The sequence below is a fragment of the Burkholderia sp. WP9 genome (assembly GCF_900104795.1).
Lineage (GTDB): Bacteria > Pseudomonadota > Gammaproteobacteria > Burkholderiales > Burkholderiaceae > Paraburkholderia.
In genome coordinates this window covers 836,453-861,410 of sequence record NZ_FNTG01000002.1, presented here as the reverse complement: position 1 = coordinate 861,410, position 24,958 = coordinate 836,453, and the positions used below count along the sequence as shown (strand labels likewise).

Annotated in this window: 24 protein-coding genes and 1 pseudogene; 20 read left to right on the top strand and 5 right to left on the bottom strand. The window is 64.3% G+C overall.

All coding sequences use genetic code 11. The features are described from left to right. Nucleotides 1-51 precede the first annotated feature (51 nt). Genes BLW71_RS25155 through BLW71_RS25125 form a run of 7 tightly spaced genes read left to right on the top strand, consistent with a single transcriptional unit; the run spans nucleotide 52 to nucleotide 7,107 of the window. Entirely contained in the window at nucleotides 52-1,005 is a 954-nt protein-coding gene (locus tag BLW71_RS25155; RefSeq protein ID WP_091803071.1) for an ABC transporter permease, read from the top strand. Further along, entirely contained in the window at nucleotides 1,002-1,952 is a 951-nt protein-coding gene (locus tag BLW71_RS25150; protein ID WP_091803068.1) for an ABC transporter permease, read from the top strand. The genes BLW71_RS25155 and BLW71_RS25150 overlap by 4 nt, the downstream gene beginning before the upstream one ends. Then, nucleotides 1,952-3,796, top strand: a complete 1,845-nt coding sequence (locus BLW71_RS25145; RefSeq protein ID WP_091803065.1) for an ABC transporter ATP-binding protein — start codon at nucleotides 1,952-1,954, stop codon at nucleotides 3,794-3,796. Before BLW71_RS25150 ends, BLW71_RS25145 begins: the two co-directional genes overlap by 1 nt. Beyond that, nucleotides 3,793-4,107 (top strand): (2Fe-2S)-binding protein, encoded by a 315-nt coding sequence (locus BLW71_RS25140; RefSeq protein WP_091803062.1) that lies wholly within the window; start codon nucleotides 3,793-3,795, stop codon nucleotides 4,105-4,107. The genes BLW71_RS25145 and BLW71_RS25140 overlap by 4 nt, the downstream gene beginning before the upstream one ends. After that, the gene (locus BLW71_RS25135; RefSeq protein ID WP_091803059.1) at nucleotides 4,092-5,486 is read left to right on the top strand and encodes an FAD/NAD(P)-dependent oxidoreductase; all 1,395 of its coding nucleotides are present in this window, start codon (nucleotides 4,092-4,094) and stop codon (nucleotides 5,484-5,486) included. Before BLW71_RS25140 ends, BLW71_RS25135 begins: the two co-directional genes overlap by 16 nt. Then, nucleotides 5,483-6,652 (top strand): NAD(P)/FAD-dependent oxidoreductase, encoded by a 1,170-nt coding sequence (locus BLW71_RS25130; RefSeq protein ID WP_091803057.1) that lies wholly within the window; start codon nucleotides 5,483-5,485, stop codon nucleotides 6,650-6,652. The genes BLW71_RS25135 and BLW71_RS25130 overlap by 4 nt, the downstream gene beginning before the upstream one ends. Then, nucleotides 6,649-7,107, top strand: a complete 459-nt coding sequence (locus BLW71_RS25125) for a helix-turn-helix domain-containing protein (RefSeq protein WP_091803054.1) — start codon at nucleotides 6,649-6,651, stop codon at nucleotides 7,105-7,107. The genes BLW71_RS25130 and BLW71_RS25125 overlap by 4 nt, the downstream gene beginning before the upstream one ends. Here the strand turns inward: BLW71_RS25125 and prpR are convergent. Beyond that, nucleotides 7,064-9,031, bottom strand: coding sequence for a propionate catabolism operon regulatory protein PrpR (gene prpR / locus BLW71_RS25120; RefSeq protein ID WP_091808841.1), 1,968 nt, complete (start codon nucleotides 9,029-9,031; stop codon nucleotides 7,064-7,066). The two genes, BLW71_RS25125 and prpR, sit on opposite strands and share 44 nt — an antisense overlap. A 219-nt stretch (nucleotides 9,032-9,250) precedes the next feature. Here prpR and prpC point away from each other — a divergent pair, with 219 nt between their 5' ends. The 3 genes from prpC (at nucleotide 9,251) to prpF (ending at nucleotide 14,648) form a co-directional block, all read left to right on the top strand. Then, complete coding sequence (prpC, locus tag BLW71_RS25115) at nucleotides 9,251-10,420, top strand: bifunctional 2-methylcitrate synthase/citrate synthase (RefSeq protein WP_091803051.1); 1,170 nt, start codon at nucleotides 9,251-9,253, stop codon at nucleotides 10,418-10,420. A gap of 310 nt (nucleotides 10,421-10,730) precedes the next feature. Next, on the top strand, nucleotides 10,731-13,328 hold the full coding sequence (gene acnD / locus BLW71_RS25110; protein ID WP_091803050.1) for a Fe/S-dependent 2-methylisocitrate dehydratase AcnD: 2,598 nt from the start codon (nucleotides 10,731-10,733) through the stop codon (nucleotides 13,326-13,328). Nucleotides 13,329-13,460: 132 nt separating this feature from the next. Continuing rightward, nucleotides 13,461-14,648 (top strand): 2-methylaconitate cis-trans isomerase PrpF, encoded by a 1,188-nt coding sequence (gene prpF / locus BLW71_RS25105; RefSeq protein ID WP_091803047.1) that lies wholly within the window; start codon nucleotides 13,461-13,463, stop codon nucleotides 14,646-14,648. A gap of 111 nt (nucleotides 14,649-14,759) precedes the next feature. On the opposite strand, the gene BLW71_RS41765 is transcribed toward prpF, so the two are convergent. Beyond that, the gene (locus tag BLW71_RS41765) at nucleotides 14,760-14,936 is read right to left on the bottom strand and encodes a hypothetical protein (RefSeq protein ID WP_177205116.1); all 177 of its coding nucleotides are present in this window, start codon (nucleotides 14,934-14,936) and stop codon (nucleotides 14,760-14,762) included. After that, on the bottom strand, nucleotides 14,933-15,766 hold the full coding sequence (locus BLW71_RS25100) for a class I SAM-dependent methyltransferase (RefSeq protein ID WP_091803044.1): 834 nt from the start codon (nucleotides 15,764-15,766) through the stop codon (nucleotides 14,933-14,935). Before BLW71_RS25100 ends, BLW71_RS41765 begins: the two co-directional genes overlap by 4 nt. Before the next feature lie 245 nt (nucleotides 15,767-16,011). Here BLW71_RS25100 and BLW71_RS25095 point away from each other — a divergent pair, with 245 nt between their 5' ends. Next, complete coding sequence (locus BLW71_RS25095; RefSeq protein ID WP_091803041.1) at nucleotides 16,012-17,064, top strand: AraC family transcriptional regulator; 1,053 nt, start codon at nucleotides 16,012-16,014, stop codon at nucleotides 17,062-17,064. Between the two features lie 21 nt (nucleotides 17,065-17,085). On the opposite strand, the gene copM is transcribed toward BLW71_RS25095, so the two are convergent. Further along, nucleotides 17,086-17,472 carry a CopM family metallochaperone gene (copM, locus tag BLW71_RS25090; protein ID WP_091803039.1) on the bottom strand — a complete coding sequence of 129 codons (387 nt, stop codon included), beginning with the start codon at nucleotides 17,470-17,472 and terminating at the stop codon, nucleotides 17,086-17,088. A gap of 153 nt (nucleotides 17,473-17,625) precedes the next feature. Then, a complete protein-coding gene (locus tag BLW71_RS25085) occupies nucleotides 17,626-17,823 on the bottom strand; it encodes a heavy-metal-associated domain-containing protein (RefSeq protein WP_091803036.1) in 198 nt (65 codons plus the stop codon). Between the two features lie 12 nt (nucleotides 17,824-17,835). Here BLW71_RS25085 and BLW71_RS42350 point away from each other — a divergent pair, with 12 nt between their 5' ends. The 9 genes and pseudogenes from BLW71_RS42350 (at nucleotide 17,836) to BLW71_RS25040 (ending at nucleotide 24,905) form a co-directional block, all read left to right on the top strand. After that, nucleotides 17,836-18,417 (top strand): DUF2946 family protein, encoded by a 582-nt coding sequence (locus BLW71_RS42350; protein WP_353615895.1) that lies wholly within the window; start codon nucleotides 17,836-17,838, stop codon nucleotides 18,415-18,417. 89 nt (nucleotides 18,418-18,506) lie between these two features. Further along, entirely contained in the window at nucleotides 18,507-18,809 is a 303-nt protein-coding gene (locus tag BLW71_RS25075) for a hypothetical protein (RefSeq protein WP_091803030.1), read from the top strand. Next, a complete protein-coding gene (locus tag BLW71_RS25070; protein WP_091803027.1) occupies nucleotides 18,806-20,242 on the top strand; it encodes a TolC family protein in 1,437 nt (478 codons plus the stop codon). The genes BLW71_RS25075 and BLW71_RS25070 overlap by 4 nt, the downstream gene beginning before the upstream one ends. Nucleotide 20,243: 1 nt before the next feature. Further along, complete coding sequence (locus BLW71_RS25065; RefSeq protein ID WP_091803024.1) at nucleotides 20,244-21,530, top strand: multicopper oxidase family protein; 1,287 nt, start codon at nucleotides 20,244-20,246, stop codon at nucleotides 21,528-21,530. A 37-nt stretch (nucleotides 21,531-21,567) separates the two neighbouring features. After that, the gene (locus BLW71_RS25060; RefSeq protein WP_091808839.1) at nucleotides 21,568-21,918 is read left to right on the top strand and encodes a copper-binding protein; all 351 of its coding nucleotides are present in this window, start codon (nucleotides 21,568-21,570) and stop codon (nucleotides 21,916-21,918) included. 112 nt (nucleotides 21,919-22,030) lie between these two features. Then, nucleotides 22,031-22,261, top strand: a pseudogene (locus tag BLW71_RS25055) (tetratricopeptide repeat protein); the annotation flags it as partial. 126 nt (nucleotides 22,262-22,387) lie between these two features. Then, nucleotides 22,388-23,347 (top strand): O-fucosyltransferase family protein, encoded by a 960-nt coding sequence (locus tag BLW71_RS25050; protein ID WP_091803021.1) that lies wholly within the window; start codon nucleotides 22,388-22,390, stop codon nucleotides 23,345-23,347. A gap of 106 nt (nucleotides 23,348-23,453) precedes the next feature. Then, entirely contained in the window at nucleotides 23,454-23,768 is a 315-nt protein-coding gene (gene hmuQ / locus BLW71_RS25045; protein ID WP_091803019.1) for a heme-degrading protein HmuQ, read from the top strand. Nucleotides 23,769-23,897: 129 nt separating this feature from the next. Continuing rightward, a complete protein-coding gene (locus tag BLW71_RS25040) occupies nucleotides 23,898-24,905 on the top strand; it encodes a zinc-dependent alcohol dehydrogenase family protein (protein ID WP_091808837.1) in 1,008 nt (335 codons plus the stop codon). The last annotated feature ends 53 nt before the right edge of the window (nucleotides 24,906-24,958 follow it).

Sequence of the window (24,958 nt, the reverse complement as noted above, 5' to 3'; positions counted from 1 at the left end):
GCGCGCCGCGTTTCGAGCGGCGCGCGGCTTCAACTGAAGAGGCGACTCTCGATGAAAGCACATGCGCAACGTCTCATCGCCGCGCGCCTCGGCCTCGCGCTACTCACGCTGCTGCTGGTATCGGCAGTCGTGTTCGCCGTCACCGGGCTGCTTCCCGGCGACGCGGCCCAGCAGGCGCTCGGCCAGGCGGCCACCCCCGAAGCCGTTGCCGCCTTGCGGCATCAATTCGGCCTCGACCAGCCCGCGCTGCAACGCTACTGCGTGTGGCTTCTGCATGTGGTCAGCGGCAACTTCGGCACCTCGCTGTCGAACAATCTGCCGGTCAGCCAGCTGATCGCGACGCGCCTGCCCAACTCGCTCGCGCTGGCCGGCCTGACGGCAGTGGTCGCGGTGCCCGTGGCGCTCCTGATCGGCATTTCGTCGGCGATGTTCCGCGGCTCGCTGCTCGACCGCACGCTCAACGTGCTCACACTGTCGACCGTCGCGGTGCCGGAATTCCTCATCGCGACGATCGCCGTGCTGATCTTCGCCGTCAAACTGCGCTGGCTGCCGGCGCTGTCGTATCTGTCGGAAGTGCATTCGTTCGGCGCGCTGCTGCGCATCTACGCAATGCCGGTGATGACGCTGTGCTGCGTGCTGGTCGCGCAGATGGCGCGCATGACGCGCGCCGCGGTGCTCGATCAGCTCAATTCGTCGTACGTGGAAATGGCCTTGCTCAAGGGCGCCTCGCCGGTGCGCGTGGTGTGGCGGCATGTGCTGCCGAACACCATCGGCCCGATCGCCAACGCCGTGGCGCTGAGCCTGTCGTATCTGTTCGGCGGCGTGGTGATCGTCGAATCGATCTTCAACTATCCCGGCCTCGCGAGCCTGATGGTGGACGCCGTGACCAACCGCGACATGCCGCTCGTGCAAGGCTGCGTCATGGTGTTCTGCGCGGCTTATCTGGCGCTCGTACTGATCGCCGACCTGTGTCAAATCGTATCCAACCCGAGGCTGCGTCGATGATGAGCCAACCTACCAATCCCCACCACATTCCCCACGCGGGCACGGAACTGTACGACGTGCGCCGCGACGAACTGGTCGTCGAGCCCGCGCCCGTGGAAGCGGTTGCGCTGAAACAGGGCGTGCTCAAACGCCTCGTCCACCGCTTCTCGGTACTCGGTCTGATCGGTCTGCTGATGGTAGCGTTCTGGCTGCTGGTCGCGTTCATCGGGCCGCTCGTCGCACCGTACAAAGGCGGCGCGCTGACCTCGACGGAAATTTTCGGCCGCTATAGCGCGGCGTATCCGCTCGGCACCGACTATCTCGGCCGCGACATGCTCAGCCGGATTCTCTACGGCGCGCGCTACACGGTCGGCCTCGCGCTCGCCGCGGCGGTGCTCGCGAGCGTGATCGGCACGTTCTTCGGCCTGCTCGCTGCGGTGTCGGGCCGCTGGGTCGATGAAATCCTGAGCCGTCTGTTCGACGCGCTGATTTCGATTCCGAGCAAGGTGCTCGCGCTCGTCGTGATCGCCGCGTTCGGCTCGTCGATCCCGATGCTGACCACAGTCGCCGCGCTGGCCTACATTCCCGGCGCGTTCCGGATTTCGCGCTCGCTCGCGGTGAACCTGATGGGCCTCGAATACGTGCAGGTGGCGAGAGCGCGCGGCGAAGGCATCTTCTATATCGCGCGGGTCGAAGTGCTGCCCAACATGATTCACCCGATGCTCGCCGACTTCGGCCTGCGCTTCGTGTTCATCGTGCTGCTGCTGAGCGGGCTCTCTTTCCTTGGCCTTGGCGTGCAGCCGCCGAACGCCGATTGGGGTTCGCTCGTGCGCGAGAACATCGGCGGCCTGTCGGAAGGCGCGCCCGCCGTGCTGATGCCGGCCGTCGCGATTGCGACGCTGACCATCGGCATGAATCTGCTGATCGACAACCTGCGGCGTCGCGGCCGTAGCCACGGAGGTGCGTGATGGCTGAGCGGGACATGATCGAAGTGAGGGGACTGAGAGTCGTCGCGGGTGCGGCGCCGGGGCCGGTGATGGAGATCGTCAAGGGTGTCGATTTCTCGGTGAAGAAGGGCGAAGTGCTCGCGCTGATCGGCGAGTCCGGCTCGGGCAAGACCACCATCGCGCTGTCGCTGCTCGGCTATGCGCGAGCCGGCTGTGCGATCAGCGGCGGGTCGGTGCGCATCGGCGAGGTCGACGTGTTGTCGCTCGACGCGAAAGGCCGCCGAGCGTTGCGCGCGCGCACCGTCGCGTATGTCGCGCAAAGCGCGGCGGCCGGCTTCAATCCGGCGCGCACGATCATGGATCAGGTCACCGAACCGGCGCTGCTGCATCACCTCATGACCAAAGAGGCGGCGTGCGCCAAAGCGATTGGCCTGTTCCGCTCGCTCGCGTTGCCCGCGCCGGAAACGATCGGCGAGCGCTATCCGCACCAGGTGTCCGGCGGGCAGTTGCAACGTTTGATGGCGGCGATGGCGTTGATCACCGACCCGGCCGTCGTCGTGTTCGACGAGCCGACCACCGCGCTCGACGTCACCACGCAGATCGAAGTGCTCGCGGCCTTCAAGAAAGTGGTTCGCGAACTCGGCACCACGGCCGTCTACGTATCGCACGATCTGGCAGTGGTCGCGCAAATGGCGGACCGCATCGTCGTCCTGAACGGCGGCGCGGTGAAGGAAAACGGCGCGGTCGCGCAAGTGCTCGACGCTCCTGTGGATGCTTACACGCGCCAGTTGCTGGCCGCCACGCGCCGTCCGGAAGCGGTGCTGGAATTGCCGCCGACCCTGGGCAAGCACGTGCCGCCGCTGCTGGAGATTCGCGGACTGTCCGCGGGTTATGGCCGCATCGACCGGTATGGCGCGCCCGCCGTGCGCGTGCTCGACGACGTCAGTCTGTCGATTCCGCGCGGCAGTACGCTCGGCGTGATCGGCGAATCCGGCTCCGGCAAGACGACGCTCGCGCGCGTGGTGGCGGGTCTGGTCGACCGGGCGCGCGGCGAGGTGCTGTTCAATGGCGAGTCGCTGCCGGCGCAGCTCTCGCGCCGCACACCGGAGCAATACCGGCAGATCCAGATCGTGTTTCAGAACGCCGACACGGCGTTGAACCCGAGCCACTCGATCGCCGACATCCTCGCCCGGCCGCTCGCGTTCTATCACCATCTGCGTGGCTCGGCGGCGAAGAAGCGCATGCTGGAACTGCTCGATCTGGTGAAACTGCCGGCCTCCATCGCCACGCGCACGCCGGCGGGGCTCTCGGGCGGCCAGAAGCAGCGTGTGAATCTGGCGCGCGCGCTCGCCGCCAATCCCGCGTTGATTCTGTGCGACGAAGTGACTTCCGCGCTCGACACGGTGGTCGGCGCGGCGATCCTCGATCTGCTCGGCGAATTGCGGCGCGAACTGGGCGTGTCGTACATGTTCATCAGCCACGATATTTCAACGGTCCGCGCCATCTGCGACGAAGTGATCGTGCTGTATGCCGGGCATCGCGTGGAAGCGGGGCAGCGAGATGTGCTCGCCGCGCCGCCGTATCACCCGTACACGGGCTTGCTGGTGGATTCGGTGCCGGCGCTCAAACCCGGCTGGCTCGACGCGCGCCGCGAGATCGTCGCCACCGCTTTGCCGGCAATGGGCGAAAGCGCCGATATTGCCGAGCTGTGTTCGTTTCGCGCGCGCTGTCCGGTGCGTATCGACGGCAAGTGCAACGTGACGCCGCCCTCGGTGAAGCGGCTGCCCTCGGGCGCGGAGATTCTGTGCCACCATCCGGCCGCCGAACTGAACCGTTTGCAGTCCGTGGAGGCGACCCCGGCATGAGCGGACGATTTGTGCGCGTCGCGGAAGCCGGCCGCAAGACGTTTCCGATTACCGTGGACGGCGTGGTGCGCGAAGCCGCCGAAGGCGACACGCTGATGGTCGCATTGCTCACCGGCACGCGCACGTTGCGCGATTCCGAATTCGGCGACGGCCGGCGCGCGGGCTTCTGCCTGATGGGCGCCTGCCAGGACTGCTGGGTGTGGACCGCGCAAGGCGAGCGCGTGAGGGCTTGCAGCACGCCGGCCACACCCGGCATGTCGATCGTCACGAAACTCGCGGATGCCGGGGAGGGTGTATGGCCCCGCGTGTAGTGATCATCGGGGCCGGGCCGGCGGGTGTGCGCGCGGCGCAGGCGCTAGTCGAAGCGGGCCTGCGGCCTGTCGTTATCGACGAATCGCGGCGCGACGGCGGACAGATTTATCGGCGTCAGCCGGAAGGCTTTTCGCGCAGCTATGACACGCTCTATGGCACGGAGGCCGCGCGTGCCGCGTCGCTGCATCAGAGCTTCGATACGCTGAAAAGCAGGATCGACTATCTGCCGGAAACGCTGGTCTGGAATATCTCGTCGAACACCGTGCATCTGGTGAGCGGCACGCGTTACCGCACGCTCGTATTCGATGCGCTGATCGTCTGCAGCGGCGCGACGGACCGGCTGATGCCCGTCAAGGGCTGGCATCATGCAGGCACTTATAGCCTCGGCGGCGCGCAGGTCGCGCTGAAGTCGCAAGGCTGCGCGATCGGCTCGCGCATCGTGATGATGGGCAGCGGGCCGCTGCTGTACCTCGTGGCCGCGCAGTACGTGAAGGCGGGCGCGCAGGTGGCGGCGGTGCTCGATACTTCGACGTTCATGCAGCGCGTGGCCGCGTTGCCGCGTCTGCTGGCGATTCCCGCCGCGCTCAGAAAAGGCATTGCGTTGACGCGCGTGATCGCCGACGCGCGCGTGCCGGTTCATCGCGGCGTGCAGCCGCTCGAAATCAAAGGCACGCCGCAAGATGGCGTGAGCGCTGTCGAGGTCGCGCTACCCAATGGCAAGCGCCTCGAACTGGCATGCGATGCGGTTGCGCTCGGCTACCACCTGCGCCCCGAGACGCAACTCGCGGACCTCGCGGGTTGCCGCTTCGTGTTCGACGACAACGCCCAGCAGTGGCTGCCGCAAATCGATGCCGACGGCCGCAGCAGCATCAAGGGCGTCTACCTGGCGGGCGACGGCGCGAGAGTGCGCGGTGCCGACGCGGCGGAACGCTCGGGCCGTCTCGCGGCGCTCGCGGCGATGCAGGATCACGGCATGCCGGTCAACGGCGTGGAGCGCTTGCGCGCCGAACTCGCGCGCTTCACGCGGTTTGCCGCGGGCTTGCGCGAAGCTTTCCCGTGGCCGGCGAAGTTCGCCGCGTCGCTGCCGGACGAGACGATCGTCTGCCGATGCGAAGCGATTACCGCGGGCGAATTGCGCCGCGTGGTCCGCGCGAGCGGCGCGAAGGAAGCCAATCGCGCGAAGGCGTTTTCGCGCGTCGGCATGGGCCGTTGCCAGGGGCGTTATTGCGGCCACGCCGGCGCGGAGATCATCGCGGCGGCGGCGTGCGTGCCGCTGTCGTCAGTGGGACGGCTGCGCGGTCAGGCGCCGGTCAAACCGCTGCCCGTGGCGCTGACCGAAGAGGCGATCGACGAAACGAGCAGCGAGGTGAGCCAATGAGCGCGACGACTCGCAACGAAGCCGATGTGATCGTGATCGGCGGCGGCATCATGGGGACGACGACGGCGTTCTTCCTGCGTCAGCGCAATCGCTCGGTGATTCTGCTCGAACGCGGACTCACCGGCCAGCAGGCAAGCGGCGTGAACTTCGGCGGCATTCGCCGGCAGGGCCGCGCGCTGCCGCAACTGGCCATGGCCAACCGCGCGCTGCGCACGTGGCAACGCTCGGCGGAACTGCTCGGCGAGGACATCGAGTTTCTGCCTTCGGGCCACACGCGCGTGTGCTACCACCAGAAGGATGTCGAAAATTTCGATCAGTATGCGATCGACGCGCGCGCCTACGGACTCGAACTCGAAGTGCTGCATGGCGACGCCATGTTCAGGCGCTTTCCGTTTCTCGGCCGCGAAGTGCTGGCGGCCTCGATCTCGCCGCTCGACGGCCACGCCAATCCGCGCCTCGCCGCGCCCGCGTTCGGTCGCGCGGCTGTGCGGCTCGGCGCACAGGTGATCGAGGACACGGAGATCGTTCGCGTGGAAAAGGATGGTGGCCGGTTTCGCGTGGAAAGCGCGCGTGGCGACGTCTACTGGGCAGCGCAGCTCGTGATCTGCGCCGGCGCGTGGGCGAGCCGCCTGACCGAACAGTTCGGCGAATCCGTGCCGCTGACCGCGCGGGGGCCGCAAATGTGCGTGACCGAGCCGGTGCCGTACGTATTCAAATCGTCGATGGGCGTGTTCACGTCGATCAAGGAAGAGAGCATCTACTTCCGCCAGATTCCGCGCGGCAACATCATCGTCGGCGGCGGTCCTGCTGGTCCGGCCGACGCCGTGACGCGCCGCGCCTCCGTGTTGCCCATCAACACCGTGCGGCAACTGGCGCAGATGCGCCGGCTCGTGCCCGCGTTGGCGCCGCTGCATGTGATTCGTGTCTGGAGCGGCGTGGAAAGCTATCTGCCCGACAGCGAGCCGGTGATCGGTCGGAGCAGCCAGGTCGACGGCCTTTACTACGCGTTCGGCTTCAGCGGCTCGGGCTTTCAGATCGGTCCGGGCGTCGGCGAGACGCTCGCGGAACTGATCGATACGGGCAGCACGGCGATTCCTCTCGACCCGTTTTCCATTCGGCGTTTCGCGAAACAACCGGCGGCCCGCTCGACTATCGTGACGTCATGAAACAGTCCATCAGCCTCAACGCGGCCCGCGCGTTCATCGAAGCCCATTTCGACGAACCGGTGACGCTCGCCCAACTCGCCGCGCTCTCCGCGCTCAGCGTGTCGCGCTTTGCCACGGTGTTCCGGCAGCAATATGGATCGTCGCCATACCGCTATCTGTGCGGCCTGCGGATTCAACGCGCGCAGACGCTGTTGCTCGAAGGCGTGCCGGGATCGGTCGTCGCCACGGAAGTCGGCTTCTTCGACCAAAGCCATTTCGGCCGCCATTTCAAGCGATGCTGCGGCATGACGCCCAGCATGTTCATCGCGCGCGCCGCTGCCGGCAGCAACGCGATCACGAGCGCCGGCACTGCGGCGATTAGCGCCGTGCGGCCGGCGCGGCATGGCGGCGTGGGCAACGCCGGCGCCACGCCTACTGCGCCGCGTTCAGCTTCCGCCATAACGTCGTCTTGCTGATGCCGAGCGCCTCGCAGACGGCGTCGCGATCGCCTTCGTGCGCGGCGAGCGCGGCGCGGATTTCGTCGGCTTCCACGTGACGGCTGCGTTCGCGTAGCGATAGCGCGGCTTTCCTCGTGCGCGCGTGAGGCTCGGCGATTTCCGGCGCGAGCGTGCGCAACATGTCGCGGGTGAAAGCGGATTCGGTGGCGTCTGCGTTGGTGTCTTCAGGGACCGCGTCGGCGAGTTCCACGGCGATCCGTTCAATCACGTTCTGCAGTTCGCGCACGTTGCCGGGCCACGCGTAACGCTTGAGCGGCTCGTCGAGTGGGGCGAGCACGCGTTCGGCGGCAGCCGCGTCCGGCACACGCGCCGCGAGCCGCGGTTCACGCGCCACGGCTTGCAGCAGCAGTTGGGCGGCGAGCGGCAGCAGGTCGGTCGGCCGCTCGCGCAGCGGCGGCAATGCGATGCTGAGAATGTTGAGGCGGTAGTACAGGTCGGCCCGAAAGCTGCCCGCTTCGATGCCCTCGGTCAAGCCGCGATGCGTCGCCGCGACCACGCGAATATCGACCCGCGTCGGCTCCGTCGAGCCGAGCCGCACGACTTCACGTTCCTGGAGCACGCGCAACAGCCGGCTTTGCAGCGACAGCGGCATCTCGCCGATTTCATCCAGAAACAGCGTGCCGCGGTGCGCCACTTCGATCAGCCCCGCCTTGCCGCCCTTGCGCGCGCCGGTGAATGCGCCTTCTTCGTAGCCGAACAACTCGCTTTCCAGCAGCGCCTCGGGAAACGCGCCGCAATTGATCGCGACGAACGCGAAGTCGCGCCGCGCGCTCAACTGATGCATGCTCTGCGCGACCATCTCCTTACCCGTGCCGCTTTCGCCGAGAATCAATACGGTGGCGTCCGAGCGCGCATAGCGCTTGACGAGCGTACGCACCCGTTCCATCGATTCGGACGCGCCGACGATATCGTCGAGCCGGTAACGCGCGCTGAACTGCTGCACGCGCTGGCGCGAGCGCAGCGTCCGGTCGAGCCGTTCGACCGCGCGCGATTCCTGAAACGTCAGTACGGTGCCCGCGGCCGAACCGCTGCTCGCCAGCGGCCCGCGATGCACGACATAGCTCACGCCGCGCACCGTGCAGAACCCGTCGCCGTCCGCGTCCGGCAGACTGCCCGCGAGATCGGGCGCGAGTTCGAGCAGCACGCGGCCCACGGCGTGTGCCGCGTCGAGGCCGAGCACGCTCGCGAGGCGCTGGTTCATCGCTTCGACGCGGCCTTGCGCGTCGAGCGCGACGACGCCGTCGCGCAGATGCTGCAACAGATTGTCGAGCCGCTGACGTCGAACCGTTTCGCGGCGCGTGGCCTGGGCGACTTCGAGCGCGGTGTCGAAGGCCGCGCGCACGGAAGCGCGCGAGTAGAGAAACACCGCGCCCATGCCGGCATTCGCGGCGAGATCCGTGACGAGTCCGGGGCCGACCACCACCTCGATGCCGCGATCGCGCAGATCGAGCACGAGGCTTTCCGCGTCCTGCGCCGATTGATAGGAAGCGAACGTGATGTCGAGTGCGAAAGCGGCCGTGAAACGCCGCACTTCGTCGGGTGTGTCGCCGTGCGTGACGAGCGCGACCTTCGCGCCGTCGCGGCGTGCGCGCGCGAGCGCGTGCATCACGTCGAAACCGGTCGGACCGATCAGCACGACCGGCACCGATACGCGCGTCTTCAGATACGCGCCGTTCGAGCCGCCGGCAATCACGACATCCGGACGACCCGCGCCCGCGGCCTCGACTTCGCGCACGGCGTCTTCGAAACCGTGCGAGACGATGCGCAGGTCCGCGCGCTCCACGTATTCGCCGGCGATATCGAAAAACAGATCGCGCAAGCGGCTAATGCTGAGCGCCCAGATGCGGGGGCGCTGGGCGGGTTCGAAAAGAGGTGTGCTCAAGGCGGGGCGGCTCACGGCGGTGCTGGGAAAGTCCACCCATTATGCGCGCATCCATTTCCAATCTGAAATCCACGTTTCATTTCTGAAATCGGATCGAGGCGGGCGCGGACGGCAGTCCTTTTTTAAATCAGGTACTTAGCGCGCGTGCGCGTGGCTGGCCCGTTCTTTGCGTTTTGGGATGCGGTCCAACATATTCCCCATGCATCTGGAGACGAAGTCATGAGCGAAGCAGATAACAGTACGCCGAACACAGGCGCGTTCAAACCGAAGAAATCCGTCGCCCTGTCCGGCGTGACGGCAGGCAATACCGCCCTCTGCACGGTCGGCAAGACCGGCAACGACCTGCACTACCGCGGCTACGACATTCTCGATATCGCGGGCGCCTGCGAGTTCGAAGAGATCGCGTACCTGCTGGTCCACGAAAAGCTGCCGACCCAGGCCGAACTCACCGCGTACAAGACCAGGCTGAAGGCGCTGCGCGGCCTGCCCGCGAACGTCAAGGCCGCGCTCGAATGGATCCCGGCCGCAGCACACCCGATGGACGTGATGCGCACCGGCGTGTCGGTGCTGGGCACCGTGTTGCCGGAGAAAGACGATCACAACCTGCCGGGCGCGCGCGACATCGCCGACAAGCTGATGGCCTCGCTCGGTTCGATGCTGCTCTACTGGTATCACTACTCGCACAACGGCAAGCGCATCGAAGTGGAAACCGACGACGACTCGATCGGCGGCCACTTCCTGCATCTGCTGCACGGCGTGGAGCCGTCGAAGGCGTGGGTCGACGCAATGCACGTGTCGCTGAACCTGTACGCCGAGCATGAATTCAACGCATCGACCTTCACGGGCCGCGTGATCGCGGGCACGGGATCGGACATCTATTCGGCGATCACCGGCGCGATCGGCGCGCTGCGCGGGCCGAAGCACGGCGGCGCCAATGAAGTCGCGTTCGAGATCCAGTCGCGCTACCAGACGCCGGACGAAGCCGAAGCGGACATCCGCCGCCGCGTCGAGAACAAGGAAGTGGTGATCGGTTTCGGCCACCCGGTGTACACGATTTCGGACCCGCGCAACAAGGTCATCAAGGAAGTCGCGAAGAAGCTCTCGAAGGAAGCCGGCAACACCAAGCTGTTCAGCATCGCCGAGCGGCTCGAGTCGGTGATGTGGGAGGCGAAGAAGATGTTCCCGAATCTGGACTGGTTCAGCGCGGTCTCGTATCACATGATGGGCGTGCCGACGGCGATGTTCACGCCGCTCTTCGTGATCGCGCGCACGGCCGGCTGGAGCGCGCACATCATCGAGCAGCGCATCGACAACAAGATCATTCGTCCGAGCGCAAATTACACGGGACCCGATGACCTGCCGTTCGTGCCGCTCGCGAAACGTGTTTGAGCGTGGCTGAAGACCTTGCGAGCGTTGTCGATTGTTGAAGAGCGTCGACACGCCGATGCAAGTGTTCGACCTTCATTGCGTCTCGAGAGCGCGGCGCAATGAAATTGGGCCTTGGCTCGCTGGAACCCCGAGCCAAGGCTGTTTTTTGCGGCGTATTCGCGTGAGTGCCGGCAAACCCGGCCCGCGCGCTGCCGCGAGCTAAACTACCCGTACCTGACTGGCCCGCCAGGGAAGCGCTAAAAGAGGGGCAGCTGACTGTGATCGGCCGCCGCCATCGTTCCCGGATCATTACTGTTTTGTCCCCTACGCCATGAATACCGCAAACCGCAAACGCCTTCCCGGCACCCAGCTCGATTTCTTCGACACGCGTGCCGCCATCGACGCCATTGCGCCCGGCGCGTACGACAAGCTGCCGTACACGTCGCGCGTGCTGGCGGAGAACCTCGTGCGCCGCTGCGATCCCGTCACACTCGTCGCGTCGCTCAAGCAGATCATCGAACGCAAGCGCGATCTGGATTTCCCGTGGTTCCCGGCACGCGTGGTCTGTCATGACATTCTTGGCCAGACCGCGCTGGTCGATCTCGCTGGTCTGCGCGATGCAATCGCCGCGCAAGGCGGCGACCCTGCCATGGTGAATCCGGTGGTGCCGACCCAACTCGTGGTCGACCATTCGCTCGCCGTCGAGTGCGGCGGGTTCGATCCGGACGCGTTCGCGAAGAATCGCGCGATCGAGGATCGCCGCAATGAAGACCGCTTCGACTTCATCAACTGGACCAAGCGCGCGTTCAAGAACGTCGACGTGATTCCGCCGGGCAACGGCATCCTGCATCAGATCAACCTCGAGCGCATGAGCCCGGTGGTGCAGGTGAAAGACGGCGTGGCATTCCCCGATACGCTGGTCGGCACCGACTCCCATACGCCGATGGTGGACGCGCTCGGCGTGATCGCCGTCGGCGTGGGCGGACTCGAAGCGGAAAGCGTGATGCTCGGCCGCGCGTCGTATATGCGCCTGCCGGATATCGTCGGCGTGGAACTGACCGGCAAGCCGGCTGAAGGCATTACCGCGACCGACATCGTGCTCTCGTTGACCGAATTCCTGCGCAAGGAAAAAGTGGTCGGCGCGTACCTCGAATTCTACGGTGCAGGCACGGCCAACCTGACGCTCGGCGATCGCGCGACCATCGCCAACATGGCGCCGGAATTCGGCGCCACGGCCGCGATGTTCTATATCGACGAACAGACCATCAAGTATCTCAAGCTCACCGGCCGCGACGACGCGCTCGTCAAACTGGTGGAAACGTATGCGAAGGAAACCGGCCTGTGGGCGGACAGCCTCAAGCATGCCGAATACGAACGCGTGCTCAAGTTCGATCTGTCCACCGTGGTGCGCACGCTGGCCGGTCCGTCCAACCCGCACCGCCGTCTGCCGGTGTCGGAACTGGCGGCGCGCGGCATCAGCGGCAAGGTGGAGAATGAACCGGGCCTGATGCCGGACGGCGCGGTGATCATCGCCGCGATCACGAGCTGCACGAACACCAACAATCCGCGCAACATGATCGCCGCCGGCCTGCTGGCGCGGAACGCGAACAGGCGCGGACTGACGCGCAAGCCGTGGGCGAAGACCTCGCTCGCGCCTGGCTCGAAGGCGGTCACGCTGTATCTGGAAGAAGCCGGTCTGCTGCACGATCTGGAGAAGCTCGGCTTCGGCGTGGTCGCGTATGCGTGCACGTCGTGCAACGGCATGTCCGGTGCGCTGGATCCGGCGATCCAGAAGGAAATCGTCGAGCGCGATCTGTATGCGACTGCCGTGCTGTCGGGCAACCGCAACTTCGACGGCCGCATTCACCCGTACGCGAAGCAGGCTTTCCTGGCGTCGCCGCCGCTGGTGGTGGCGTATGCGATTGCGGGCACGATCCGCTTCGACATCGAGAAAGACGTGCTCGGCATCGACGCCGACGGCCACCCCGTCACGTTGAAGGACATCTGGCCGTCGGATGCGGAGATCGACGCGATCGTGGCGTCGAGCGTGAAGCCGGAACAATTCCGCAAGGTGTACGAGCCGATGTTCGCGGTCACGGTCGACACGGGCGAGAAGGCCAGCCCGCTGTACGACTGGCGCCCCATGAGCACGTACATTCGCCGTCCGCCGTATTGGGAAGGCGCGCTTGCCGGTGAGCGCACGCTCAAGGGCATGCGCCCGCTCGCCGTGCTGGGCGACAACATCACGACCGACCACCTGTCGCCTTCCAACGCGATTTTGCCGAACAGCGCCTCGGGCGAGTATCTGGCGAAGATGGGCCTGCCGGAAGAAGACTTCAATTCCTACGCGACTCACCGCGGCGACCATTTGACGGCACAGCGCGCCACCTTTGCGAACCCCACGTTGAAGAACGAGATGGTGGTCGAAGACGGTAAGGTGAAGGCGGGTTCGCTGGCGCGCATCGAGCCGGAGGGCAAGATCACGCGCATGTGGGAAGCGATCGAAACCTACATGGAGCGCAAGCAGCCGCTGATCGTGATCGCCGGGGCCGATTATGGCCAGGGGTCGTCGCGCGACTGGGCCGCAAAGGGCGTGCGTCTTGCCGGCACGGAAGCGATCGTCGCCGAAGGGTTCGAGCGCATTCACCGCACGAATCTGGTGGGCATGGGCGTGTTGCCGCTGGAATTCAAGCCTGGGGTGAACCGGCTTACGCTCGGTATCGACGGCACGGAAACTTTCGACGTGATCGGCGAGCGCAAGCCGCGCGCGGACCTCACGCTGGTGATTCATCGCAAGAACGGTGAGCGTGTGGACGTGCCGGTCACGTGCCGGCTCGACACGGCCGAAGAGGTTTCCATCTACGAGGCCGGCGGCGTGCTGCAACGCTTTGCGCAGGACTTTCTCGAATCGACGAAAGCGGCGGCCTGAGGCTGCCCGGTTGTCAGATCGTTTGAAGCAGCGAACGTTTTAACGCGGGACAGGGCGCTACGGTGCGGCATGCCGTACGCCCTGCACGAAGTCCCTCCAGGGACCGTCCGCCTACATCAGGACACGACTTTCATGGCCCACCAACCCCAGATCAAGATTGCCGCCACCTACATGCGCGGCGGCACCAGCAAAGGTGTGTTCTTCCGCTTGCAGGACCTGCCCGAGGCCGCTCAGGTGCCGGGCGCCGCGCGTGATGCGCTGCTGATGCGCGTGATCGGCAGCCCCGACCCGTACGGCAAGCAGATCGACGGCATGGGCGGCGCGACCTCGAGCACCAGCAAGACGGTGATCATCGCCAAAAGCAGCCGGCCGGATCACGACGTGGATTACCTGTTCGGGCAGGTGTCGATCGACAAGGCATTCGTGGACTGGAGCGGCAATTGCGGCAACCTGTCGGCCGCCGTGGGACCGTTCGCAATCAGCGCGGGTCTCGTCGACCCGAGCCGGATTCCGCGCGACGGCGTGGCGACCGTGCGCATCTGGCAGGCGAATATCGGCAAGACGATCATCGGCCACGTGCCGATGACCAATGGCGCCGTGCAGGAAACCGGCGATTTCGAACTCGACGGCGTCACGTTTCCGGCTGCCGAAGTGCAACTCGAATTCATGGATCCGGCTGCGGAAGAAGAGGGCGCGGGCGGTTCGATGTTCCCGACCGGCAATCTCGTGGACGACCTCGAAGTGCCGGGTGTCGGCACGTTGAAGGCGACCATGATCAACGCGGGCATTCCGACCATCTTCGTGGATGCGGAATCGATCGGCTACAAGGGTACGGAGTTGCAGGACGCAATCAACAGCGACCCAAAAGCGCTGGCGATGTTCGAGACCATTCGCGCGCACGGCGCGCTGCGCATGGGGCTGATCAAGCATCTCGACGAGATCGCGACGCGCCAGCATACGCCGAAGGTCGCGTTCGTCGCGAAGCCGGCCGACTATGTAGCGTCGAGCGGCAAGCGCATTGGCGCGGGCGATGTCGATCTGCTGGTGCGGGCGATGTCGATGGGCAAGCTGCATCACGCGATGATGGGCACGGCCGCGGTCGCGATCGGCACGGCGGCGGCGATTTCCGGCACGCTGGTGAATCTCGCGGCAGGCGGCGGGGCGAAGCAGTCGGTACGCTTCGGGCATCCGTCGGGGACCTTGCGGGTGGGTGCCGAGGCGAGCGAGAGCGGCGGCGAGTGGACGGTCAAGAAGGCGATCATGAGCCGCAGCGCGCGCGTGTTGATGGAAGGGTGGGTGCGGGTGCCGCAGGAAAGGTGAGGCGGCCGGCGCGAGCGCGCCGATTCGCCGCTCAGGTGTCCAGAGTGCGAAAGTCCGGCTTCGTCTGGAAAGCACGAAGCCGGAAAAACGGGTTGGATGAAATGGCGAAGCCTAAGACATCAGCCCGATGCTGGCGAGAACGAACCGAAGGCCGAAGAAGCACACGGACGAAAAAAGCGGCAGGCCGAAAGCCACCGTGACACACCGCAGGCCGACCACGCTGAGCGTTGGCCATCGATTGAGGGTGTAGACCGCCGCGCCGGCCAGTGCGCGGCTGATCCCGTTCACAGCCGCTCCATGACGACCTCGAGATACTCGCTGGGCAACACGAGTGTCTCGTCGCCGGAACGGTTGCCGTTTGCCAGCAGCGTCATCAGGTCGAGCTGGAAGGCTGCCTGCCGCTCGGCATCCATCGCGGCGAATGCCTTGTTGACCGGGCCGTAATATGTCCGGAATACCTCGATCCAATGCGCCGGTGAGCGGTAACGGAACGTGAATTCACGGCTCTTTGCAGCGACGGGCTTCGCGCTCCCGTGAAAGAGCTCGTCGAGCCGCGCCCTGGTGCCCCACAACGCGGGCGACTTGAGGCCGGGCGGCGGGGGCAGATACTTGCCGATCGTTTTGAACACCTGCCCGATGAAGCTCTCGGGCGTCCAGTTCGCAAGGCCGATTTTGCCGCCCGGCTTGCACACGCGCGCCAACTCGCTTGCCGCCATCTCCTGATTCGGCGTGAACATGACGCCGAAGGTCGAGATGACGGCATCGAACGAGGCGTCGGCGTAGGGCAGCGCTTCGGCGTCCGCTTCGCGAAACCGCACCGCGGTGAGACCTTCGGCTCGCGCCCGAGCCTTCCCCGCTTCGAGCAGCGAGGAGACATAGTCGGTCGAGGTGACGTCGCACCAGCGGCGTGCGGCGGCAAGCGTGGCGTTGCCGTTGCCCGCCGCGACATCGAGCACGCTGCTGCCGGCGCGCAGATCGAGCGCCTCGCACAGGTTTTCGCCGACGATCTGCAGCGTCGTGCCGACGACCGCATAGTTGCCCGTTTCCCACGCGACGTGCTGGCGCGCTTTGACATCGGCAAATGCGGAGGTTTGCGAAGAAGACTGGACTTGTGACATGGAAATGCTCCTGAAAATTTTTTTGTGCAATGCAAGTTGATCTCGTTGCGCGAAGGCTTTCAGCGTCGCTATGAATTCATGGGGCGCCTCCTTAATTGCGTTTAAGTATTCGATACATTCAAGATTCCTTAGCATCGTTGTAAGGAATTCGCATGGGTGCTAGTATCGTTGCGCGTGTTGAATCGATGAATGACCAGGCGTCCAGATCTTTTGCGCAGGACGCCGAAGTTCATGGGCACACATCCATGGATGCTCTCTCCAACGTTCTTCGCCTCGTTCGCCTGGGCGGCGCGGTGTATCTAAACGGCCACTTCACTGCGCCCTGGTGTCTGTTCGGCCAGGCGGACGCAGCGCTGTGCGGCAGTTACCTGCCACGAGCCGAACGTGTCGTCTCCTATCATCTGATCACCGAGGGAAGCTGCTGGGCGGCACTCGCGGACGATCCCGAGTCCGCCATTTACGTCAATGCCGGCGAACTGCTCGTCGTTCCGCAAGGCGAATCGCATCTGCTGGGCAGTTCACTCGACGTCACGCCCGGACCCACTGCCGAACTGCTCGAGAGTCAGTTGCGCAATTCGCCGGGGCAGTTGATGACGCTCAACTATGGCGGCGGCGGCGACAGTACGCGCTTGGTGTGCGGCTTTCTGGCTTGCGACGACACGTTGAGCAACCCGGTGCTGTCCGCGTTGCCTCGCCTCTTCAAGGTCGACATGCGCAATGATCCGCAGTCCGCGTGGCTCGAATCTTCTTTGCGGTTCGCCACGGCCGAGGCGGCGGAGTGGCGCGTAGGCAGTGCGCTCGTGCTTGCGCGGCTATCGGAGCTGCTCTTCGTGGAGGCGGTGCGGCGCTGCATCGACGCGCTGCCGGCCGATCGAAAGGGCTGGCTCGCGGGTGTGGGGGACAGGTTTGTCGGCCGGGTGCTGGCCATGATGCATACGCAGCCGGCGCATGCGTGGACCGTGGATGAGCTTGCCCGAATGGCGGGGTTGTCACGCTCCGCGCTGGCGCAGCGGTTTACGCAGTTGCTCGGTCAGCCGCCCATGCAGTATCTCGCCCACTGGCGTTTGCAGGTCGCCGCGCAGGAGTTGCGCGGCGGGACGAAGTCGGTGGCGGAGGTGGCGGATCAGGTGGGGTATGAGTCGGAGGCGGCCTTCAATCGCGCTTTCAAGCGGGAGTTCGGGATGCCGCCAGCGGGGTGGAGAAAGAGCCGGGGCGAGATGGCGAGTGCCGCGGCGGGTGCCGCCGGCGCGAGCGCGGTAGATTGCTACAGCGAACCCTTTAGCGGCAACCCGATGTGAAGGCGCCAATACTCCGTGCGCTCATTTCACGCCATGCTTCGCCTGCCATTTTTTCATGAACGCGATCTCATCGTGCTGTGCCTTGATGATGTTGCTCGCCAGCCGCTTCAGTTCCGGATCCTTGCCGTATTTCAATTCGACCTGCGCCATTTCGATCGCGCCCTGATGATGCGGAATCATGTGAGCGACAAAGTCCTTATCGGCGTCGCCGGTGTAGTCGGCGCTCATGTCCTGCATCATTTTGTCGTCGGCGGCTTTGAAGGCTTGCGTCGACTTTCCGCCGGCTGAACCGGACATATCCATGCCGGGCATGGACGCCGGTTGCTGGGCATGGACGGGCGCGGCCGCAACGGCAAACGCAAAGCCGCCGAACAGGCAGAGAGCACGAAAGGCGCGAAGGTTTTTCATAGTAGATTTCCGTTGGGAAAAAGTTGTCCCGATCGACACCGCTACCGGAAAGCGGAAGTGGGCGCGTGTGCTCCCACCGCCTTCCCGGCGGCTATCCGGCGGCTATCCGGCGTCGATCTGGTCCGGCGATCGAGCGATTGGGCGATCAGCCTATCAGGCTTTCAGTGACGGATGAAATCCCGCCGCCTCGATGGCCTCGATGAATTGCTCGGGCGCCAGCGTCGACGTGACCTTGACGATTTTAACGGGCACATCGACTTCGAGCCTCGCCACCGGGTCGAGACTCGTGACAGCACGCGTGATGGCGTTGGCGCATCCGCCGCACGACATGTCCGGGATGTTGAATTCCATGTCCTACCTCCAATGAGAAGTCATGGCTCGAGCGTGGACCTTCCCACGGCGGTAAGGTCAAGCCTCTTTTTTTGTGACTGGCTGAAGGCAAATCACCGCACCAAAAACGTGCGCGCGCGACGTCGTCCCTGCCTTACGATTTTCCAGAACCGCATGCTAGACTCCGTTTCCATGTCTTGCTGGCGCAAATTCTTCATCGTGTTGCTGCTCGTGCTGTGCCTCCCGGTTCAGTCGTTCGCGGCCGTCTCCATGAAATGCGAGTCCTCGCATTCCGTGGGCGAAGGGATGTCGGCGCGCCACGAGCATGGGGGTCCAATGACCCAGCATCACGATCATGCCGGGATGATGGCCGATCAGGCCGACAATATCGCCGGTACTCATCTTCAGCATCACGACGGCGGGGGCAGCGAGCATCACGCGCATGCGTGCTCCGCCTGCGCGTCCTGCTGTTTCGGCGGCGCGTTGCCCATCACGCCGGTCGTGTCCCTGTCCGCTAACGCGGTTCATTTTGCTGTTCCCCTGCCTCCCGCCGTGCGTGTCGTGTCGTTTCTGACTGACGGCGTCGAACGGCCTCCCCGAATCCCTCTCGTCTAGATCTTTCGCAGCCCTGTGCTGCGGTGTTCCATTTTGTCTCGATGGCGGCCGTGTGTCGTCCGTCGGGGCGGACTACGACGAGACTATCCATGCGAATGTTCATTGCGGCGCTGCTCGGCGCGCCGGCATGTCTGCCGGCACTCGCGTTCGCCGCGCCCCTATTTCCCGACCCGGCGAATGCCGCGGCATCCGTGCCTGCGCTCGAGGTGCCATCTGCATTGGCCGGCTATCGGCCGCACCGCGACCAGCCGTCACCAGGTTGGCAGGCGCTCAATCGCGCAGTGACCGATCCAGCCGATGGCGCTGGAAAGCGCCACGCTTCGATGCACTCGGGTGTCACTAATGCCGAAGGCGACGGCCACGGTGCTCACCACGCAGAGGCGGAAAAATGAGGCCGCGCCTGCTTCCTTCCACCAGCGCTGCTTCCATCGCCATCGCCATTGCCGTGTCATGGCTCGCCGGCTGCACGACGTTTTCAAAGGACGGCGGGTTCGACACCGTGTCGACGGTGGCCTCCGCGCGAATCGGCAAAGACGCCGTGTCGATAAAGACGGATGAAGACCGAAACACCGTGGCAAGCCGCACGCAAGCGTTGCTCGCCACACCGCTCAGCATGGACGACGCGCTCCAGATCGCGCTCCTGAACAACCGTGGCCTGCAGGCGTCGTACGGCGAACTCGGCATTGCCGAAGCGGACCTCGTTCAGGCAGGACGCCTGCCGAATCCCGGCTTTTCGTTCAGCCGCACGCACGGTGGCGATGACCTGAGTATCAGCCGCACTTTCACGCTCGGCATGCTGAGAGTACTGACCATGCCGCTGGTGACGCGCATCGAGAGCCGCCGTTTCGAGCAGACTCGCCTGCTCACCGCAAACGCCATGCTCAAAGTCGCCGCCGACGCCCGGCGCGCCTATATCCTCGCAGTCGCCGCAGGGCAATCGGCAATGTACGCGGAGCAGGTAAAGGACGCGGCCGAGGCCGGCGCCGAACTCGCTTCGCGCATGCAGCAGGCCGGCCATTTCAGCAAGCTCGATTACGCGCGCGAGCAGGCCTTTTACGCGGAAGCGATGGCGCAGGTAGGAAGAGCGCGACAGCAGTCAGTGTCCGCGCGAGAAAAGCTCACTCGCGCGATGGGACTCTGGGGTTCCCAGGCACAGTACACGCTGCCTGAGCGCCTGCCCGATCTGCCTGCCACGCGCCCCGAGTTGCACGATCTGGAAACCTTCGCGATGCAGAACCGGCTCGACATTCAGGCCGCGAAGCTGCAAACGCAAAGTGTCGCCAGCGCACTCGGCTTGAGCAAAGCGACGCGTTTCATCAACGTGCTGGATGTCGGCTATCAGAACAATTTCACGACTTCAGACGGCCGCCAGCAGGGCTATGAGATCAGCGTCGAGATCCCGCTGTTCGACTGGGGCAGCGCCAAAGTGGCGCGAGCCGAAGCGATCTATCTGCAGTCGGCGAATCGTGTTGCCGAGACCGCGATCAACGCGCGCTCCGAAGTGCGCGAATCGTATTCGGCCTATGTGTCCGGCTACGACCTCGCGAAGCACTATCGCGACGAAGTCGTGCCGGTCCGCAAAACCATCTCCGATGAATTGCTGCTTCGCTACAACGGCATGCTGGTCAGCGTGTTCGAACTGCTCGCCGATTCGCGCGAGCAGATCGGCGCGGTGAATAGCGCAATCGATGCGCTGAAGGACTTCTGGCTCGCGCAAACCGATTTGCAACAGGCGCTCGGCGGCCGTCTGCCAGTTGCCACGAGCGCGACGCCGCTCGCCTCCACGACGCAGCCGGCGTCGTCCACTGAATTGGAAGGTCAATGACATGGTGTCACGTCGACATTTTATCGGCGGCTCGGGAGCCGCTTTGTTAGGCGCCGCGCTGGTCAGCAAGGCCGGCGCCGCGTCGTTGCCCGAAGCGCCCAGCATGGCCTCGGCCGCGATGCAGGCACCGCGCGCGCCGTCGAATGGCCGGCCGTACACGCCGGTCGCCACACTCAACGGATGGTCGCTGCCGTGGCGCATGAGAAACGGCTGGAAGGAGTTTCATCTGATCGCCGAGCCGGTGGTGCGCGAACTGGCGCCGGGCATGAACGCGAACCTGTGGGGTTACAACGGCCAGGCGCCGGGGCCGACCATCGAGGCCGTTGAAGGCGACAAGGTGCGCATTTTCGTGACCAACCGGCTGCCGGAGCACACCACGGTCCACTGGCACGGCATGCTGCTGCCGTGCGGTATGGATGGCGTGGGCGGGCTCACGCAGCCGCACATTCCGCCAGGCAAGACCTTCGTCTATGAATTCGGTCTGGAGAGGCACGGCACCTTCATGTATCACCCGCACGCCGACGAGATGGTGCAGATGGCGATGGGCATGATGGGCCTGTTCATCGTTCATCCGAAAGATCCCGGCGCGATGCCCGTGGACCGCGACTTCGCGTTCATCATGTCGGCCTACGATATCGATCCGGGCAGCTTCACGCCGCGCGTGAACGAGATGACCGACTTCAATATGTGGACATGGAACGCGCGCGTGTTTCCGGGTATCGATTCGTTGCCGGTGCGCGCGGGCGATCGCGTGCGGATTCGCGTCGGCAATCTGACGATGACCAATCACCCGGTTCATCTGCACGGCTATCACTTCGAAGTGGTGGGCACGGACGGCGGCTGGATTCCGCCTTCCGCGCGCTGGCCCGAGGTGACAACCGATGTCGCGGTCGGGCAGATGCGCGCCATCGAGTTCACGGCGAATCGTCCGGGCGATTGGGCGTTTCATTGCCACAAGTCGCATCACACGATGAACGCGATGGGGCATCAGGTTCCGAACATGATCGGCGTGCCGCAGAAAGACCTGGCCAAACGCATCAACCGGCTGGTGCCCGACTATATGGCGATGGGCAGCACAGGCGGCTCGATGGAGATGCCGCTGCCCGACAACACGCTGCCGATGATGACCGGCACCGGGCCATTCGGTGCGCTCGAAATGGGCGGCATGTTCACGGTCGTGAAAGTGCGCGAGGGGCTAGGGCGCGACGACTACCGCGATCCGGGCTGGTTCAGGCATCCCAAAGGAACCGTGGCGTACGAATACACCGGCGAATTGCCGGATGGTTGATGTCGTGCAGATTGTGATGAACTTAGGAGAGTGTGAGATGAAGAACGTTTTGGTTTCGATGGCGATGGCTTGCATGGTGACGGTTCCCGTTTCGGCATATGCGGCGGATGAGGCGAGCCACGCGGCAGCGGCCGCGGATGGCGCTCAAGCGGGAGGCCAGGCGAAGGTCGGCATGTCGCATGGCGAGATCAGGAAAGTGGATGCGGTAGCCGGTAAGCTGACCATCAAACATGGTCCTTTGGAAAACCTCAGCATGGATGCGATGACCATGGTGTTCAAAGTGAAGGATTCGGCAATGCTCTCGCAGGTCAAGCCTGGTGACAGAATCGACTTCGTCGCTGAAGAGGTGGACGGGGCGCTGACGGTGGTTAAACTGGAGAAGCGATAAAACGCCAGGCGTGATCGGCCGTTTCGGAACGGTCCTACAGTTCGTGCGCTACCTGCCGTTGGCGCTCGAACGGTTCGCGCGTGTCGGCTACATTTGCCCGCCCTCATTGCGGCTCGCGCATCTGGCGGCGGCAATGGGCAAGCCGGTGTGGCTGCTCAACCGCTTTGCCGGCTGCTGGCGCTGGTTGCGCGATCGTGACGACAGCCCCTGGTATGCGAGCGTGCGGCTTTTCACGCAGACGTGACGAGGTGACTGGAGCGGCGTGCTGGAGCGCGTTGCCGAAGCGTTGCGTCAGGCGAGCGCCTCATCTCGCGGGAAGTCTTACCGAGCCTTTGTGCGGTAGCTCACCAAGTCGAGCCGAACTTACTCGACCCGAAGTTTCGAGATGTTATGCTCGGGCGTCGTGACTTTCATCGTGCACAGACGCGGACGATTTCAAAGAATACCTAGATTCCATTAGGAGCCGGGCATGCTGAGAAAAGTGGTCGATCGGGCGAAAAAGATCCGGCGCAGCGAGGGGTTCAAGCATTCCGTGGCCACACCGCGTCGCATTTCACTTCATGCTACACAGCGTTTGAACAGGGGCATTTTTGCCATCGAAATTCAGGAGAACTCCGGTTTCTTCTCCGTGATGCAGATGGTCCTGTTTATCCTGATGTACTGCGACGAAAAATGTCTGACGCCGTCCATCAGTGCTCGCGGTGGGCTCTACGGCGACCCTGAAGGAAAGATCGACTGGTTCTCGGCCTTCTTTGATTCCATGCATGGCGAGGCTACGGCGTTGCTGACGCACAGGGTGAGAAAATCGACGGTTCGTGACCTGGTCCAGCTAGGATTTCGTCAACGCTATGAGGCGCGGCTTCAACTCACGAGCGCCAGCGAGCTATTCTTCGCGCATTACCGGCCCGCCGGCCACATTCAGGACGAAGTCGAAGCGATCTGCCAGCAACTCGAAATTGGCACGTCGACGCTCGGTGCGCATTTCAGAGGCACGGACAAAACGCTGGAAGCAATCCCGGTTTCGTGGGGCGATTTCTGCCGCCACATAGAAACGACGCTCGCGGAAAACCCGCACCTGAGCAACGTTTTCGTTTCAAGCGACGAACAGGCGTTTCTCGACTTCTTCGTTGCCTGGCCGTTTCGCAAGCCGGTCAAGGTGGCTCCCGCGAAATTGCTCGCGAGCGGAAATACGCCGGTGCATTTCAGCGGCTACCCTGGGCTCGACATCGGCCGCGAAGCGCTGGTCTCCAGCCTTCTGCTATCGCGTTGCGGGTATCTCGTGAAGACACCTTCGTATCTGTCGGCGTGGTCCAGAATATTCAACCCGTCGCTGCCGGTGAAACTCGTGTCGCCGCCGCGGCCGGATGCATTCTGGTTTCCCGACAGCCGACTCTGGCTCGAACAGGTCGCGCAGGACAAAGCGGCCTGAACGCGGGCGCATTCTGCTGTCTCGAAGTCGTCACATGAGTAGGAAGAATGACGGGCATATAATCAAAAGCCCGCGAGACCTATCGTGACTGCAAAGAGGCTTCAGCATGTACATTGCCATGAACCGTTTCAAAGTGACGCCCGGATCCGAAACCGCTTTCGAGCATCTCTGGACCACGCGCGATACACACCTGAAAGAGGTGCCGGGTTTCGTGGAATTTCATCTGCTGAAGGGACCGCAGAAGGAAGATCACGTTCTGTATTCCAGCCATACCATCTGGAAGGACTACGCGTCTTTCGAGGCGTGGACGAAATCCGAGGCGTTTCGCGCCGCGCATCGCAATGCCGGTGGCGACAATCGTGTGCTCTATCTCGGGCATCCGGAGTTCGAAGGCTTCGAGGTCATTCAGACCGTCAAATGAACGCATGAGCGCGGCTATCGCGCTGGCGCCTGCGCACGCGAGCACGTGCGCAGCGTGCTTGCGGTATTCTTTTGCGAGTCACTCGCGCCGGTGCGTCACGCGCCGGGCAACTCACAGAGGAACGAACGCATGAAAGCCGTCAAAATCGGGTCGCCCGCCACTGTAGCCAATCTTCAGGTTGTCGATATTGCGGACCCCGGTCAACCCGGAGCGGGCCAGATTCGCGTGCGCATTCACGCGAACTCCCTGAACTTTCACGATTACGGCGTGGTGAGCGGCAATTTGCCGGCTGAAGCAGGGCGGATTCCGATGGCGGACGGCGCGGGTGTGGTCGAAGCAGTCGGCGCGGGCGTTTCGGAATTCAAGGCGGGCGATCATGTGGTGTCGTGCTTCTTCCCGTTCTGGGAAAACGGGCCGCCCGCCATTGCTGACTTCACGACCACGCCGGGCGACGGCGTGGACGGCTATGCGCGCGAAGCCGTTGTGCTGCCGGGCCACTACTTCACGCATGCGCCACGCGGTTATAGCCATGCGGAGTCCGCCACGTTGACTACCGCCGGGCTGACCGCATGGCGCGCGCTCGTTGTGGACGGTCAGTTGAAGGCCGGCGACACGGTGCTCGTGCTCGGCACTGGCGGCGTGTCGATTTTCGCCTTGCAGATTGCCAAAGCGATGGGGGCTTCGGTGATTGCCACGTCTTCATCGGATGAGAAGCTCGCCCGCCTGCGCGCACTGGGTGCCGACCATACGATCAACTATCGCGACAATCCGGAATGGGGCAAGCAGGTCCGCTCGCTGACCGGCGGGCGAGGTGTCGATCACGTGATCGAAGTCGGCGGCCCGGGGACTTTGCCGCAGTCGATCACCGCGTGCCGGATCGGCGGTCATATTGCGCTGATCGGTGTGCTGACCGGACGGGCGGGGCCGGTGCCCACCGCGGCGTTGATGGCGAGGCAGCAGCGCCTGCAAGGCTTGATCGTCGGCAGCCGCCAGGATCAGCGCGATATGATCCGGGCGCTCGAAGCGACCGGTATCAAGCCGGTGATCGATAGTACGTTCGCTCTGGAGAAGCTCGGCGAGGCGTTCGCGCACGAGGCATCCGGGGCGCACTTCGGGAAGATTTGCGTCGCGGTTTGAGTGTTGCGCGTGCGGCGTTGTGCGTGCGTTAGAGAAATCCGCGAGCGCGCATG

Excerpts from the sequence above, each read along its gene's own strand:
- BLW71_RS25155 (WP_091803071.1), top strand. The coding sequence starts at position 52 with ATGAAAGCACATGCGCAACGTCTCATCGCCGCGCGCCTCGGCCTCGCG.
- BLW71_RS25150 (WP_091803068.1), top strand. The coding sequence starts at position 1,002 with ATGATGAGCCAACCTACCAATCCCCACCACATTCCCCACGCGGGCACG.
- BLW71_RS25145 (WP_091803065.1), top strand. The coding sequence starts at position 1,952 with ATGGCTGAGCGGGACATGATCGAAGTGAGGGGACTGAGAGTCGTCGCG.
- BLW71_RS25140 (WP_091803062.1), top strand. The coding sequence starts at position 3,793 with ATGAGCGGACGATTTGTGCGCGTCGCGGAAGCCGGCCGCAAGACGTTT.
- BLW71_RS25135 (WP_091803059.1), top strand. The coding sequence starts at position 4,092 with ATGGCCCCGCGTGTAGTGATCATCGGGGCCGGGCCGGCGGGTGTGCGC.
- BLW71_RS25130 (WP_091803057.1), top strand. The coding sequence starts at position 5,483 with ATGAGCGCGACGACTCGCAACGAAGCCGATGTGATCGTGATCGGCGGC.
- BLW71_RS25125 (WP_091803054.1), top strand. The coding sequence starts at position 6,649 with ATGAAACAGTCCATCAGCCTCAACGCGGCCCGCGCGTTCATCGAAGCC.
- prpC (WP_091803051.1), top strand. The coding sequence starts at position 9,251 with ATGAGCGAAGCAGATAACAGTACGCCGAACACAGGCGCGTTCAAACCG.
- acnD (WP_091803050.1), top strand. The coding sequence starts at position 10,731 with ATGAATACCGCAAACCGCAAACGCCTTCCCGGCACCCAGCTCGATTTC.
- prpF (WP_091803047.1), top strand. The coding sequence starts at position 13,461 with ATGGCCCACCAACCCCAGATCAAGATTGCCGCCACCTACATGCGCGGC.
- BLW71_RS25100 (WP_091803044.1), bottom strand. The coding sequence starts at position 15,766 with ATGTCACAAGTCCAGTCTTCTTCGCAAACCTCCGCATTTGCCGATGTC.
- BLW71_RS25095 (WP_091803041.1), top strand. The coding sequence starts at position 16,012 with ATGGATGCTCTCTCCAACGTTCTTCGCCTCGTTCGCCTGGGCGGCGCG.
- copM (WP_091803039.1), bottom strand. The coding sequence starts at position 17,472 with ATGAAAAACCTTCGCGCCTTTCGTGCTCTCTGCCTGTTCGGCGGCTTT.
- BLW71_RS25085 (WP_091803036.1), bottom strand. The coding sequence starts at position 17,823 with ATGGAATTCAACATCCCGGACATGTCGTGCGGCGGATGCGCCAACGCC.
- BLW71_RS42350 (WP_353615895.1), top strand. The coding sequence starts at position 17,836 with ATGAGAAGTCATGGCTCGAGCGTGGACCTTCCCACGGCGGTAAGGTCA.
- BLW71_RS25075 (WP_091803030.1), top strand. The coding sequence starts at position 18,507 with ATGCGAATGTTCATTGCGGCGCTGCTCGGCGCGCCGGCATGTCTGCCG.
- BLW71_RS25070 (WP_091803027.1), top strand. The coding sequence starts at position 18,806 with ATGAGGCCGCGCCTGCTTCCTTCCACCAGCGCTGCTTCCATCGCCATC.
- BLW71_RS25065 (WP_091803024.1), top strand. The coding sequence starts at position 20,244 with ATGGTGTCACGTCGACATTTTATCGGCGGCTCGGGAGCCGCTTTGTTA.
- BLW71_RS25060 (WP_091808839.1), top strand. The coding sequence starts at position 21,568 with ATGAAGAACGTTTTGGTTTCGATGGCGATGGCTTGCATGGTGACGGTT.
- BLW71_RS25050 (WP_091803021.1), top strand. The coding sequence starts at position 22,388 with ATGCTGAGAAAAGTGGTCGATCGGGCGAAAAAGATCCGGCGCAGCGAG.
- hmuQ (WP_091803019.1), top strand. The coding sequence starts at position 23,454 with ATGTACATTGCCATGAACCGTTTCAAAGTGACGCCCGGATCCGAAACC.
- BLW71_RS25040 (WP_091808837.1), top strand. The coding sequence starts at position 23,898 with ATGAAAGCCGTCAAAATCGGGTCGCCCGCCACTGTAGCCAATCTTCAG.